Raw genomic sequence first — 15038 nt, 5'->3', positions numbered from 1 at the left:
CAACTAACATATTGGATGATTAGAGGATGACATAAGTTAGCCGCGGACACAAATCATCTGATATTTCAATGCTCGGGCACCCTGCCTGAAGTCGTCGCCTCATCCACCGAGAGCAAGGGCATGGGTATATATTGCGGGCGATTGATATATCAGGTACCCAGATGATTCCGACTAGCATTGACCCATGCCTGTGCCCAAGACCCCGGCGCAAATGCCCCGAAAGCTGCTGCGCGACCAGATCTTCGACACGCTTCTGGATGCCATCGTCGCCGGTGACCTGGCCGCAGGGGAGCCGATCTCCGACAAGCAGCTCGAGAGCTGGTTGGGCGCCTCGCGCACGCCGATCCGGGAGGCGGTGAACCGGCTCGCCGGCATGGGGCTGATCGAAGTGCTTCCTCAGAGGGGCACCCGCATCGCACCTCTCGATCCCACGAGGTTCGCAGAGGAGATGGAGATGCTCGGCGTCGTGTACTCGGCGACGGTGCGCGAGGCTGTCCCGCTCCTCACCGACGCGGACCGGACGCAGATCGCCGACCTGCACACGACGGTGAGCCGGACCTCGAACGCCCTCGAACGCGCACGGATCGTGAACAACCTGATGAACGTGTTCGTCGACCGCTACCGCAACACCCTCGTTCAGCGCATCCGCGAGAAGTCGGTGCCGCACGTCACCCGGATGATCACCGCTCGACCCGGCGCACTCGACGCGACCGACACATCGGCCGCGCTCGACGCGCTTGCCTCCGCCGCCGCCACAGGGAACGCGGATGCCGCAGCCGTGGCCGCACAGGCGTACTTCACTGCAGGGGCCGCAAGCGTGCAGGCACGAGATGCGGCCGAATCGAGCCCGCAGGTCGCTGCTGGCGCCGATACAGCTGAGCGGCGCGGAAGCGAGGACGCGTGATGCCCACGAGGGACACACCTCCGCCGCGGCGGCTGCTTCGCGACGAGGTCTACGACACGATCCTCGGGGCGATCCTCGACGGGACGTTGGAACCCGGGGAAGTTCTCCACGACGAGGAGCTCATGACGTGGCTCGGGTCGTCGAGAACCCCGATCCGCGAGGCGCTCAATCGACTCGCCGAGGAGGACGTCGTCGAGTTGGTGCCGCACCGTCACACCCGGGTGGCCCCGGTGAACGTCGCGGCGATCAACGAGAGCCTGTTCGTGATCGGAGTGATCCACGAGCACCTTGCCCGCACCACCACCGCCGACCTCGCGGATGCGCATATCGCCGACCTGCGTCGCGAGCTGGCGCATGTCGAGGATGCGGTGGATGCAGATGACGCGGCCGCTCTCGGACGAGCGATCCGCCGGTATTTCCTCGTCGTCGTCCGCGCCGCGACGAACTCCGTGCTGCGAGCGAAGGCCGAGACCCTGTCGCTGCAGCTGGTGCGCTTCCTCACGCCTCGCGAGAACCTCGTCACGCCTCTCCAGGCGCGCGATTTCATCCGCGCGATCACTGCAGCGGCCGAAGCCCGTGACGGCCAACGAGCCGGAGATCTGATCCACGAGCTGCACGCCGCGACGCGCATCAACTTCCTCGAGTACTACCGCGAGCCGGATCCCGCGAACTGAGCGCGGCTACGGCTACGGCTACCGCGCCGCCCTGCCGCACAGGCCCAGCACCACCCCGACCCACACCGCCGCACCCACTGCGCGAACGGTCCCAGGGGAGCAACCGACGGGGGTCCCCTGGGGCGTACCCCGAGGACCCCCTCCGGAACTCAGTCGGCGATGGTCGCGGCGTCGATCACGAAGCGATAGCGCACGTCAGAGGCGAGCACGCGCTCGTACGCCTCGTTGATCTGCGATGCGCTGATGATCTCGATCTCGGCTGCGATGCCGTGTTCGGCGCAGAAATCGAGCATCTCCTGGGTCTCCTGGATGCCGCCGATGTTGGACCCCGCGAGCGATCGACGCCCGCCGATCAGAGACGAGACGTTCACTGAGAGCGGTTCTGCGGGGGCTCCCACGCAGACCATCGACCCGCCCACGTCGAGCAGACCGAGGTAGGCGCGGAGGTCGACGACCGCGCTGACCGTGTTGAGGATGACGTCGAACGACCCGCGCAGCGAGCGGAACGTCTCGGGATCGCTCGTCGCATAGTAGTGATCGGCACCGAGACGGAGGCCGTCATCCTTCTTGCTGAGCGTCTGCGACAGCACGGTGACCTCTGCTCCGAGAGCGTGCGCGATCTGCACGCCCATGTGGCCGAGTCCGCCGAGGCCGACGACCGCCACGCGCGTGCCGGGTCCGACGTTCCAGTGCCGCAGCGGGGAGTACGTGGTGATTCCTGCGCAGAGCAGGGGTGCCGCGACGTCGAGCCCGAGCGCGTCGGGGATGCGCACGGCGAAGGACTCGGTCACCACGACCTGCTCGGAGTATCCGCCCTGAGTGACGCTGCCGTCACGGTCGGTGCTGCCGTAGGTGAAGATCGCACCGTTGGAGCAGAACTGCTCGTCGCCGCGCAGGCAGTTGCGGCATTCTCCGCACGAGTTCACGAGACAGCCGACGCCGACCCGATCGCCGACGGCGTGCTTGGTGACATCCGATCCGATGGCCGCGACGGTTCCGGCGATCTCGTGTCCGGGTGCGAGCGGGTACTGCTGCGGCCCCCAGTCTCCGCGCACCGTGTGGATGTCGGAGTGGCAGATGCCGGCGAACGCGATGTCGATCAGGATGTCGTTCGGGCCGAGCTCGCGGCGCTCGATGACGGTCTTCTCGAGCGGTGCGGCCTCGCTGGGTGCGGCATAGGCGGTGACACGGGTCATCTCGGACTCCTCTGATCGGTGCGGATGGGCCAGATCGACACTACTCGCGCCCTCCTCTGCGGCACCTGACCGCCCACGACGAAGGCCGGGACCACTGATCCCGGCCTTCGTCAGCGGAGCGAGGAGGAAACCTCAGCGCTTCGCGTTCTTCTTGAGCGCCTTCTCCAGCACAGGGGCGTCACCGGATGCCGCGAGCGCCGCGTAGTACTCCCGAGCCTCGTCCTGCCGCACGCGCTCGGCGCCGGAGGCGATGGGCGCCCGGACGTGCTCCGGCTCGTAGCCGAACGCGTCGACCAGGTCGAGTGCGTACGGACGGAGCCTGGCGCACAGACGGTCGATGTATCGCGAGACTGCGGCGGCGCGCTGCGCCGAGAGACGCCCGTGGATGAGGTGCCAGGCGAGGTGCTTCTCGATGAGCTGCAGACCGAAGAGGTCGCGCAGCCACGTGAGCACCTTCTTGGTGTCGGCGTCGTCGACGCGGTGGACGGCATCCGTGAACGCCTCCCACTGCAGCAGCTCACCGTGCGCACGGGCCGCCTCGATCAGCTCGGCCTGATTCTCGTTGAACAGCTTCGCGCCGAGGGCCTTGTCCTTGCCCGCCGGACGCAGCCGGCCGGCGATGTCGGCGACCATCTGCTGCACGCGCTCGGCGAGCAGCTGGTGCTGCTGCTCCTCACGCAGACCGTTCTCGACCGAACGCGAGACCTGACCGAGGTCGACGACCGACTGGCCGAACTGACGAAGGCCTGCGCCGTGGAACAGCTTGCCGGCGGTCATGCCTACGGCGAACTTGGCCAGGGCCGCAGCATCCTTGCCGGTGAACTGCTTGGCGTAGTCGGTGAGCAGCCGCTTGCCGACCAGCTGAAGGAGCACATTGTTGTCGCCCTCGAAAGTGACATAGATGTCGAGGTCGGCGCGAAGTCCCACGAGACGGTTCTCGAACATGAAGCCCGCTCCGCCGCAGGCCTCGCGAGCCTCCTGGAGGGTGTCGAGCGCGTGCCAGGTCGACAGCGGCTTGAGGGCTGCCGCCAGGGTCTCGAGGTCCTCACGGTCATCAGGGGTGTCGATGCGCCCGGAGAACACGCCGTCGAACTTCTGCAGGAACTCGTCGTGCGCGAAGATCTGCGCGTAGGTCGTCGCCAGGCGCGGCAGCAGGCGGCGCTGGTGCTTGCCGTAGTCCATGAGCACGACCTCCTGGCCGTCTGCTCCGTCGAACTGGCGGCGCTGCGTCGCGTAGGTGATCGCGATCTTCAGCCCGAGAGCCGAAGCCCACGACGCGGCGCCGTCGAGCGAGACCCGTCCCTGCACCAGCGTGCCGAGCATCGTGAAGAAGCGGCGACCGGGGCTGTCGATCGCGCTCGAGTACGTGCCGTCGGCCGCCACATCGCCGTACTTGTTCAGCAGGTTCGTGCGGGGGATGCGGATGTGGTCGAAGCTGAGGCGGCCGTTGTCGATGCCGTTGAGTCCGCCCTTGAGTCCGTCATCCTCACGACCGATGCCGGGAAGATCGACGCCGTCTTCGCCGCGCAGCGGCACGTAGAAGCAGTGCACCCCGTGGTTCACGCCGTTCGTGATCAGCTGAGCGAACACCGTCGCCGCCACGCCGTGCAGCGCCGCGTTGCCGAGGTACTCCTTCGTCGCGCCGCGGAACGGCGTGTTGATCACGAACTCCTCGGTGCTCGGGTCGTACGTGGCGGTGGTGCCGACCGCTGCCACGTCGGAGCCGTGCCCGATCTCGGTCATCGCGAAGGCGCCGGGGATCGAGAGATCCATGACGCCGGGCAGCCACTTCTCGTGGTGCTCGGCGGTGCCGAGCTGCAGGATGGCGGAGCCGAACAGCCCCCACTGCACTCCCGACTTGATCTGCAGACTCGGATCGGCGACGACGAGCTCCTCGAAGCCGGCGATGTTGCCGCCGTTGTTGTCTTCTCCGCCGAGTGCGGTCGGGAACGCCCGGTGCACTGCCTTGTTCTCGACGAGCAGGTGCAGCTGGCTGAGCACGCGCTCGCGGTGCTCGTCCTTGCTCAGCGCGTCATCGCGCCAGAACGCCGAATCCTTGATCAGTTCGCGCGCCTCGCGGCGCGTGTCGGCCCAGGTGCCCATCAGCAGATCGGTGACCCGGGCGACATCGAACCTCAGGTTCGCATCTGCGCTGTCGGTGTGCGGGCGAGTCGTCTTCGGACGGACGGCGGCGTCGACCATGAGCGTTCCTCTCAGAGGGAAGTAGGGATACTCCCATGGTAGGTCTGCCACAACCAGGAGCGAACTGCTGTGTGCGCATCCTCCAACAAGCTCCCGGGACGGCGCCCGGTCGGATTGTCGTCAGACCACAGTCTCAGCCCAGCCGCAGTCTCAGGCCTCGACGCGTGCGGGCGTGGGAGGCGCGGTCTGCGCCTGCTCCCACCGCCGTCTCGTCCCTTCGCTCAACCGCGCCCACGTCCGATCGCGGATGAAGATCGAGTCGATCGCGATCATCGTCAGCGAGAACCACGGCAGCCCCATCAGCACGCCGATGCCGATGTGGAAGGAGAGGATGCCGATGAGGCCGATCAGCCGAGTGGGCCGTGTGAGCAGCATCAGCGGGAACGCCACCTGCAGGATGATCGAACCCCAGGTCGCCGCGACGACCATCGGGCCCCAGGTCGTGACCAGGTCACTCAGCACCGGCCATGTGCCGAACCGAGCGGTCTGCAGCGGGTTGTACACCGCGTAGCCCTCTTCCCAGGGCGCGCCTCCCGCCTTGTAGAGAGCACCCGATGCGTACACGAAGCACACCTGCGCGGTCAGCGCCACGAGGGCCAGATTGTGGAAGACCGTTCCCAGGAGGGCGGGCTGGCTTCCCGGAGCGAACCACTCCCCCTTCTTGGCGCGACGTCTGGCATCGATCGACCAGCGAGCGGCCGGGTCGGCGAAGAACAGCAGGAGCAGCGCGATGCGGAACATGTTGTCGCCCTGATCGCCCACCATGTCGTTCGCCTCGATGAACCCGACCCAGAGGCAGAAGAACACCGGGAGGACGATCCGGAAACGCCAGCCGAGGACGAACAGCACCGCCAGCACGCCGAGCAGCAGATAGAGGGCGGTGTAGAGCGCGTCATTGCCCATCGCGGCATGGAACGCGCTGAAGATCCAGATCTTCGGGAACTCGCTGACGGGTTCGGCGAGTTCGCCGTTCCACGCCGACCCCGAGCCGAACGTATAGAGACGAGTGCTGAAGTTCGACGCGAGCAGGCCGATCGCTGTGACGCCGAAGAGGATGCGGGTGACCGCGAGACCGTAGAGGGCCTTCTTGCCGTTGAAGAGCCAGTCCCCCACGAACGCGGAGATCCGGTCGATCGCCGAGAGGACCATCGACCACAGTCCGCCGATCATCGACGAGGCGAAGCTCAGCAGGCGGGTCACGAAAGACCGGGGAGGCGGGGCGGCAGGCGCGGGCGTGCGCGGCGGCGAAGGCTCGGGCGCAGAGGCGGGCGGAGCGGATGCCGGAGCGGGCGCCGTCACGGTCGACCGCCCGGCAGCATCCTTCTTCCGGTCCCGGTTCGCGGCGCCGTTCGTCTGGGGCGCGGTCTTGGTGGGCGCGCTCACGGCTGGATCCTCTCGAACTGGGCGCGGAAGGTGTTCGCGAAGTTCTCGCGACTCTGCCCTTCCTCTTCTATAGGCAGGCGCCACCCGGTGGTCGAGAACGTGGGGTCGGGGCGCTGCGCGCTCGGATCGTTGCGATCCGCATAGGGCACCACGTTCTGGCGGCTCACGCGGTACTGGACCTTGATGACGGAGTCGGCGCCCCAGATCGCATAGGCCACCTGGGTGGCGTAGGCGGTGGAGAGGTGCTCTTCCGCCATGTACGCGTCGGTCGACGGGTTGTCGCCCTCGAGTTCGTCGAAGGAGCGCACCATCCACTCCTCCCAGCCATCCTCGGCGAAGTCGAGCCCGACGACGGCCTTCTGGTCGTCGTCCAGCTTGTTGTAGGCGTTCATCTGGCCGCTCGCGACCTCGCTCGACTGGATCCCCGCTCGGGGCGGGAAGAGGTTGTAGCGGATCATCGAGAGCTCGACGTCGGTGGCGCTCACCCACCCGGTCTCGATCTCCTCACCGTCCTTCTCGATGACGGCACGCACGTTGAAGTGGTAGTCGCCGTTGATGGGCTCGGGCGCGAAGACGCTCCACGACTGACCGAACATCGGCAGCATGTACCCGGCGAGGACTTCTTGCGTGGGGATCTCGCGGAGCGCCGAGTACGGAGCGATCCACAGGAACGACGCCCCCACGTGCCACAGGGTGAGCAGACACGCGGCGAACGCGATGAGCTTCACCCACCAGGTCGGGCGCGGTCGAGGGGCGGTCGCGGCGACCGCCGCATCCTGCACTTCGGGTGAGGTCTCAGTCATCGTGCCCATCCACATCCTTCTCACCGCTGAAGGTCGGGGCCGCCGCAGCGACGGCCCCGACCTCTCAGCGTTCCTGCACTGCGTTACTCCGTCTGGACGAGCGGCCGTCTGGAACGCGCGACCCTCGTCATTCCGAGTCCGAGCATCAGCAGCAGAGCCGCCAGCGCGATCCACCCGCCCTGGATCTCACCACCGGTGGTGGCGAGGCCCGTGGCCACGACCTGGAACGAGGCCGACACGCTGCCGGAGGTCGCTCCGGTCAGTGTCACGGCGTGGGTTCCGAGGTCGGTGCCGGAGGGGATCGTCCAGGTGAAGGTGACCGTGCCCTGCGCATCGGCGACCTGGGTGCCCAGTGCGATCGGCTCGGACGTCATCACACCGGTGACGGACTCGCCGGGCTGGAACCCGGTGCCGACCGCCGTCTGCTTCTCTCCGCGCTCCAGAACCGGGACCTTGATCGTGATGGCGATCGGTCCGGTCGGGTCGGCTGCCGCGTCTGCAGACGCCGAGGCCTCAGCAGTCGCCGAGGCGGATGCCTCGGCAGCAGCCTCAGCGGAGGCATCAGCCGCCGCCGACGCGGACGCCGTGGCCGACGACGAGGCGTTGGCCGCCGCGGCCGCCGACGCGTTCGGATCAGCGTCAGCCGAAGCCGATGCGTCAGCCGCACTCGTCGAGGTCGCGTCGTTCTGCGCCGACGCCTGCGCCGCTGCCGCGGAGGCGGCCGACGCGTTCGCATCCGTCGTGGCCGTGGCCGAGGCGTCCGTGGATGCGTCGTCCGTCGCCGCCGCAGACGCGGCCGCATCAGCCGTCACGTCAGCCGCCGCCGAAGCGGAACTCGTCGCATCGGCCAGAGCCGCAGCGACAGCCGCCGCCTGAGCCGCCGCGTTGCTGTCGTCATCAGCCTGAGCCGACGCCGCAGCGGATGCCGAGGCGTTGGTGTCGACCTCAGCCGACGGGTCGGCCGCAGCCGAGGCATCAGCCGTAGCCGCAGCGTCAGCCGTGGTCGCAGCGGATGCCTCGACCTCTGCCTCAGCGGAAGCGTCAGCCGCCGCCGTCGCGGACGCCGTGGCCGACGACGAGGCGTTGGCCGCCGCGGCCGCCGACGCGTTCGGGTCGGCATCTGCCGCCGCGGACGCGTCAGCCGCACTCGTCGAGGTCGCATCGTTCTGCGCCGCCGCCTGAGCGGCCGCTGCAGCAGACGCGTCCGCATCCGTCGTGGCCGTGGCCGAGGCGTCCGTGGATGCGTCGTCCGTCGCCGCCGCAGACGCGGCCGCATCAGCCGTCACGTCAGCCGCCGCCGAAGCGGAACTCGTCGCATCGGCCAGAGCCGCAGCGACAGCCGCCGCCTGAGCCGCCGCGTTGCTGTCGTCATCAGCCTGAGCCGACGCCGCAGCGGATGCCGAGGCGTTGGTGTCGACCTCAGCCGACGGGTCGGCCGCAGCCGAGGCATCGGCCGTGGCGACTGCGTCGGAAGAGGCGTCGGTCGATGCACTGGCGATCGCCGCCGCGCTCGAGTTCGATGCTGCGCTCGTCGAGGCGTCCGATGTCGCCGAGGCCTCAGCCGCGGTATCCGTCGTCGCGTCGGCCAGCGCCGCAGCCTGAGCCGCGACCGCCGCACCGGCGTTCGCCTCCGAGGTGGCGTCCGCCGTGGCTGCCGTGGACGATGTCGCCGTCGCCGCCGACTCCGCCGCAGCCTCAGCCGTCGGGTCAGCCGCAGCCGATCCCTCTGCCGTGGCGTCCGCGAACGCCGCCGCCTGCGCGGCCGCTTCAGCGATCGCGTCGGTCGATGCATCGGCGTTCGCCGACGCGGATGCCGACGCCGCCGCGTTCGTGTTGGCCGCAGCCTCGGACGAGGCATCCGTCGACGAGTCGGCGATGGCCGCCGACTCCGACGACGACGCCGAGTTCGACTCCGCCGCCGTCGATGCATCCGCGTTCACGTCATCCGACGCGTCGGCCTGAGCCGCCGCCTGCGCAGCAACTGCCGCCGAGGCGTTGGCCGTCGACGTGACATCGGTCGTCGCGGCCGACGAGGCATCCGGCGTCGCCGCCGCATCCGCCGCCGAGGTGGCGTCCGAGGTCGCCGCCGCTGAGGCCGCCGACGTCGCGTCTGCGAGGGCCGCGGCCTCAGCCGCCGCCTGCGCCGACGGGTCGCCGTCTGCGGTCGCGTCAGCCGAAGCGGATGCCGATGCAGCCGCGTTGGTGTTGACGTCACCCGGGTCGCCCGCGGTCACCTCGGTGGTGTCCGTGTCGCTGGACGCGCCGGATGTCGCGGTGAGCAGGTAGCCCGCGCCGGGCTCGGCATCAGCCGGAACCGGGTAGTTCTCCGTGAACGCACCGAACTCGTCAGTGGTCGCGATGACCGGGCCTCCGATGTCCGCTCCCCCGCCTGGCGCGGTGAGCTGCAGCGACACGGTGGAGTTCACCGGCCAACCCGTGCCGGTGACGGCGAGGTTGGTACCTGCCGGAACCGACGAGGCCGCGTCGACGACGACCGGAGCAGCCGTCACCTCGGTCGTGTCGGTGGCTGTCTGCGTGCCCGCGCTCGCGGTGACCGTGTATCCCGTGCCCGCGGGAGTTCCCGCCGGCACCGGATAGTCGATCGCGAAGCCGCCGAGAGCACCGGTCGTCACCGTCTGGGGCGTGCCGATGACCGCACCACCGGGGGCTGTCAGCTGCACGGTGACCTCGGTGTCGGCCGGCCACTCAGCACCGGTGATCGTCAGGTCCGCCCCGGCCTCGACGGTCGCGGCCGCGTCGACGGTCGCCGCTGCGGTCACCTCCGTCGTGTCGGTCGCCGTCTGGGTGCCGACGGTCGCGGTGATCGTGTAGCCCGTGCCCGGCGTCGCCGAGGCGGGAACCGGGTAGTCGAGCGTGAACCCGCCGTCGCCATCGGTCGTGACCGTCTCAGGACCACCGACGGTCGCTCCGCCCGGAGCGGTCAGCTGCACCGAGACCTCGGTGTTCGCCGGCCAGCCGGTGCCGGTGACGGGAAGGCTCGTGCCCGCCTGCACCGTGTCCGCGGCATCCACCGCTGCCGCGGCGGTCACCTCGGTCGTGTCCTCAGCCGTCTGGCCGCCGACCGTCGCGGTCACGGTGTACCCCGTGCCCGGGGTCGCCGACGCGGGAACCGGGTAGTTCAGCGTGAACCCGCCGTCGCCATCGGTCGTGACCGTCTCGGGACCCCCGACGTCAGCGCCGTCCGGGTCCGTCAGCTGCACCTCGACGACGGTGTTGGCCGGCCAGTTCGCACCGGCGATGGGGAGAGAGGTTCCCGCCTGCACCGTGTCGGCCGCATCCACCGCAGCGGCGGCCGTCACCTCGGTGGTGTCGATCGCCGTCTCGGCGCCAGCGGTCGCGGTGACCGTGTAGGCCGTGCCGGGCGTCGCCGATGCGGGCACCGGGTAGGAGAGCGTGAACTCACCGTCGCCGTTCGTCGTGACCGTCTCGGGGCCACCGACGTCCGCGCCTCCGCCCGGAGCCGTCAGCTGCACCGAGATCTCGGTGTTCGCCGGCCAGTTGGAGCCGGAGACCGCGAGATCGGTGCCTGCCTGAACGGTCGGCGCCGCATCGATCGAGGCGACCGGAGCGTTCGTCACCTCGGTGGTGTCCGTCGCCGTCTGCGCGCCCAGCGTCGCGGTGACCGTGTAGCCGGTTCCCGCAGGAGTTCCGGCCGGAACGGGGTAGCCGAGCACGAAGGCACCCGACCCGTCCGTCGTGACGAGCTCGGGGCCGCCGATGTTCGCGCCGCCGCCGGGAGCGGTCAGCTGCACCGAGATCTGTGTGTTCGCGGGCCAGTTGGTGCCCGAGACGCCGAGGTCGGTTCCGTCCTGCACGGCAGGTGCCGCATCGATCGCCGCCGCGGCGGTCACCTCGGTGGTGTCCGTCGCCGTGCTGGTGCCGTCGGTCGCCGTGACGATGTAGCCGGTGCCGGGCACGGTCGAGGCCGGGATGAAGACCGTGCCGGTGAAGTTGCCCGACGCGTCGGTGGTCACCGGCGCTGATTCGTTGACCGGAGTTCCGTCCGGTGCTGCCACCTGGATCGTCACCTGGGTGTTGGCCGGCCAGCCGGAGCCGGTGACCGGAAGATCGGTTCCGGCCTGCACGGTGGTTGCGGCGTCGATAGCCGCGACTGCCGCCGCCGCTGCCTTGACGGTCGACGACGCGAGATCGAGTTCGACCCCTCCGCCCACGGCCGGGAGCAGATCGATGGCGAGCGCCCGCACGGTGAAGCTGTCACCGGGGATGTCTCCCGGCTCGGACTGCTCGTTGATCGTGATGGTCGCGATGCCGGACAGCACGCCCTGCAGCACGGGGTCCAGCGTCGAGAGCACGGGGCCGGTGACCGCTGCGAGGGCCGGCTGGACGAGCGGGATGACGCTGGTCAGCGCGGTGTTCACCAGAGGGCCGGTGGTCGTGGTGACCGCCGTGGTCACAGCGCTCACCACCGGGTTGAGCAGCGCACCGATGTTGAGCCCGGCGAGCGAGATGTCGGTGGTCACCGTCGGAACCGGCGTGGCCGTGCCCGCGAACTGAGCGAGCGAGCCGGCGATCGTGACATCGCCGGAGACCAGGTCGATCCCGGTGAGCGGGTTGGTGAGATCCACCCCGACGGTGAGCGTGACCGCCAGCGAGTCGAGGGTGGAGCCGAGGATGGTCGCGACCTTGCCGTTGAGGCTGTTCGGGTGCGTTCCGGTCAGAGCAGAGGTGATCCCCTGCTGGATGGCGGCGATCGTCGTCGCAGACAGCACAGGGGTGTTCGCGGGAAGCGAGTTGAGGTCGGCTCCTGCGCCCGTCTCCACGAGGATCTGAGCGAGGTCGACCGAGATCGTCCCGTCGCTCAGGTCGACGAGCACCGAGCCCGTGGTGTTCTCGAGCGGCTCCGTCAGGAGCTCCGTGACGACCGTCGCCCCGACAGTGTCGAGGCCGGCGATAGCGACCGTTCCGCCCGTCGCCTCGAAGGCGGCGACGAGGGGCACATCCGGAATCGCGTTGATCGTGTTGACCACGGTCGTGACGAGCCCAGTGAGCGCTCCGCCGGGACCGGCGAGGTCGCTGACCGGGGTCACCGTGCCCTGGATGGCCGTGCCCAGAGTGGTCGCGAGCCCCGCAACCAGGTTGCTGTGCAGGTCGAGGTCCAGGCCCGCGATGCGGTATTCGGAGCCGGCGACGCCGGCGTTCGACTCCGCCCGCGATGCGAGGGCTCCGATGCCGACCGACGCTTCGTCGAGGACGGCGTCGGTGAGACCGGCGACGCTGAGCTGGTCGAAGAGATCGGTGAGTTCGAGGGTGGCGGGGTTGACGCTTCCGTCGATCGCCCCCGCATCGATCGCACCACCGGAGGTGATCGCGCCGGAGGACGCGATCGACTGGGTCTGCGTGGGTGAGGAGCTGAAGCTCTGCGCGCCCCCCAGATCGCCCAGCTGCAGCAGACCGGGCGACGTGCCGTCGGTCAGCAGCGGCACGTTGAGCGTGCCCACGTCGATGCTGAGCGCCTCGAGCACGTCGAGGTCGAGACCGCCGAGCTCAGGGCCGACCGCGGCCGGGTTGCTCGTCAGCGTGTGCCCGAGTGCGGCGACGTCCAATCCGCCGAGCAGGTCGGCCGGCAACTGGATGATCTGTCCCTGCGCGACCGACGGATCGTTCGGATTCGCGTCATCGAGCGCATTCGCCGCCGTCGGTACCAGTGCACCCGCAAGGATCATCGCGCCGACGGTCACGCCGGCGATGCCTCCCCCGATGGCTCTGCGTCGCCGCAGAGTCTTCCCCTCCAAGAATTCCATTCGCCTCTCCCGTGATGCAGATGTTCCGCGTCACAAGGCCCTCCCCAGGCGTCGACAGGTGCCGACCGAGCGCATGTCCAGACAGTATTGCCGGATCGAGAATGTTAAGTCCAGCGATTGTCCAGTTATCTTTCAGGAAACGTCATCAGATGAGACATTTCGTCATCAGTCATTGAGACCTGCCCACAGGTCTGTCGGCGAGGACGTCTTTTCCAGGACGAATAGGAGGGGTCCAGCGCACTCCGCGCAGGCGCGACACGCACTCCGGCCACACGACGAAACCGCCCCGCAGACCGAGGTCTGCGGGGCGGTTCAGGGCGTGAAGCGAGGGCTACAGAGCGAGCCCGTCGCCGAATCGGAAGAGCGGATCAGCGGTGTCGAACGGCACATCGGGTCGCGAGGCGACGACCGCGGCCATCGACCTCGGCAGGTCGAACGGGAGCCTGCCCTGCGCGCTCGCCACGCCGCTCAGCACATCGAGCAGCGCCGCCCCTGAGACACCCCAGTTGACGGTGACGGCCGCCGCACCGGCCACGATCGGTTCGAGAATGGGCGGTCGATCGGCGAGCACATCGACCACGGTCGGCACGGCTCCGGCGATGGCGCCGACATGCGCGAGCACCTCGTCGGAGAACTCGAGCGACCCCGCATGGAAGAAGTTCTCGAAGGTCGTGTCGCGCTGCTCGAACGGCGCCTGGAGACGGAGGATCGCCAGGTCGGCCTCGTCGACGGTCGCCACGACGTCGCCGTACGCGGCTGCGACGGATGGTTCGATCCCCTCGACGTAGAGCTTGATCCCGGGGGCGAAGGGCAGCGAGCCATCGTTCGTCAGCACGGTCACGGAGGCGCGCTGGGCCGCCTCTCCCGCGGCGCGGAACTCCGCGCTGCCGACGATCTCGTCCGCCGCGTCCTCGTCGACGAACGGGTTCTCGAAGAGCCCGAGCTCGAACTTCTCCCGCAGGATCCGTCGCGCGGAGAGGTCGAGCCTCTCCTCCGAGACCGAGCCCTCGGCGACCAGCCCGAGCAGCAGTTCGGGGCAGTCCTCGCCACCGAACTGATCGACACCCGCATCGAGCACCTTGAGCATCCGCTCTCGCGGCGTCAGATCCTCCACGCCCCAGGCGCGGGCAGGGAACGGCTGGCCGAAGATCTCCGCATCGTTGATCAGACCCCAATCGGTGCACACCAGGCCGTCGAACCCGAATCGCTCGCGCAGCAGCCCGGTGATCACCGACCTGTTGAAGCCGAACCCGACCTCCTCGTACTCGGTGCCGACGGGCATGCCGTAGTACGGCATCATCTGACGCGTGCCGGCGGCCAGTGCATCCTCGAAGGGCTTGAGGTGCAGGTCGAACGCACCCCCGGGATACACCTGCTCCCGCCCGTACGGGAAGTGCGGGTCCTCGCCGTCGAGCTGCGGCCCGCCGCCGGGGAAGTGCTTGGTCATGGTCGAGACCGATCCGGGACCGAACGAGTCGCCCTGGAACCCGCGGATATATGCCGCTCCCAGAATGCCCGTCAATTCGGGGTCTTCTCCGAACGTCGCCGTCTGCCGCGCCCACCTCGGTTCGGTGGCGAGGTCGACCTGCGGGTGAAGGGCGACGCGCAGGCCGACAGCCGTATATTCCTGACGAGCGATATCTGCGAACCGTTCGACCAGCTCGGGGTCACGGGTGGCTGCGAGACCCAGGGTCTCCGGCCATTGCGAGAACGGTCCGGCGAGGATCGACGCCCCGGGATTCTCGCTGAACGAATGCCGCGGGTCGGTCGACAGCGTGACCGGGATGCCGAGCCGGGTCGAGGCCGCCAGCCGCTGCAGCTCGTTCTGCCAGGCGGCTATCTCTCGCCCGGTGGGCGCCGCCCCCAGCAGGTTGAAGTGCGTCATGTTCTTGAGGTCGATGAACTCGCGGGCGCTCGGTGTGCCGAAGATCGGGTTCGCCTCATCGAGGTCTCCGATCGCGATCATCGTGTGGAAGAACAGTCCGGCCTTCTCCTCGACGGTCATCTCGTCGAGGAGGAGCTGCACTCTCTCATCGACCGGCAGGGCCGCGTCGAGCCACGGTCGGGCAGTGGTCACGTCGGTGTCGGTCATG

At 68.9% G+C, this 15038-nt stretch carries 8 protein-coding genes; 2 read left to right on the top strand and 6 right to left on the bottom strand.

From position 1 onward, the window contains the following. Positions 1–184: 184 nt before the first annotated feature. Positions 185–904, top strand: coding sequence for a GntR family transcriptional regulator (locus AKG07_RS15215; protein ID WP_082297969.1), 720 nt, complete (start codon positions 185–187; stop codon positions 902–904). Next, on the top strand, positions 904–1578 hold the full coding sequence (locus AKG07_RS15210) for a GntR family transcriptional regulator (RefSeq protein ID WP_053098656.1): 675 nt from the start codon (positions 904–906) through the stop codon (positions 1576–1578). Before AKG07_RS15215 ends, AKG07_RS15210 begins: the two co-directional genes overlap by 1 nt. 149 nt (positions 1579–1727) lie before the next feature. On the opposite strand, the gene AKG07_RS15205 is transcribed toward AKG07_RS15210, so the two are convergent. From AKG07_RS15205 to AKG07_RS15180, 6 genes are all read right to left on the bottom strand, one after another. Continuing rightward, positions 1728–2774, bottom strand: coding sequence for an NAD(P)-dependent alcohol dehydrogenase (locus AKG07_RS15205; RefSeq protein WP_053098655.1), 1047 nt, complete (start codon positions 2772–2774; stop codon positions 1728–1730). A 132-nt stretch (positions 2775–2906) separates the two neighbouring features. Next, positions 2907–4976 carry an acyl-CoA dehydrogenase family protein gene (locus AKG07_RS15200; RefSeq protein WP_053098654.1) on the bottom strand — a complete coding sequence of 690 codons (2070 nt, stop codon included), beginning with the start codon at positions 4974–4976 and terminating at the stop codon, positions 2907–2909. Between the two features lie 150 nt (positions 4977–5126). After that, positions 5127–6359 carry an HTTM domain-containing protein gene (locus AKG07_RS15195; RefSeq protein ID WP_053098653.1) on the bottom strand — a complete coding sequence of 411 codons (1233 nt, stop codon included), beginning with the start codon at positions 6357–6359 and terminating at the stop codon, positions 5127–5129. After that, a complete protein-coding gene (locus AKG07_RS15190) occupies positions 6356–7162 on the bottom strand; it encodes a DUF5819 family protein (RefSeq protein ID WP_230100871.1) in 807 nt (268 codons plus the stop codon). Before AKG07_RS15190 ends, AKG07_RS15195 begins: the two co-directional genes overlap by 4 nt. 83 nt (positions 7163–7245) lie before the next feature. Then, positions 7246–12945 (bottom strand): choice-of-anchor G family protein, encoded by a 5700-nt coding sequence (locus tag AKG07_RS15185; RefSeq protein WP_053098651.1) that lies wholly within the window; start codon positions 12943–12945, stop codon positions 7246–7248. 331 nt (positions 12946–13276) lie between these two features. Further along, positions 13277–15037 (bottom strand): glycoside hydrolase family 3 protein, encoded by a 1761-nt coding sequence (locus AKG07_RS15180; RefSeq protein WP_053098650.1) that lies wholly within the window; start codon positions 15035–15037, stop codon positions 13277–13279. Position 15038: the final 1 nt, after the last annotated feature.

Origin of the sequence: Microbacterium sp. CGR1 (assembly GCF_001266755.1) — a bacterium.
Classification (GTDB): domain Bacteria; phylum Actinomycetota; class Actinomycetes; order Actinomycetales; family Microbacteriaceae; genus Microbacterium.
The sequence above is the reverse complement of the archived record's forward strand: the minus strand, read 5'-3'. Positions and strand labels throughout refer to the sequence as shown.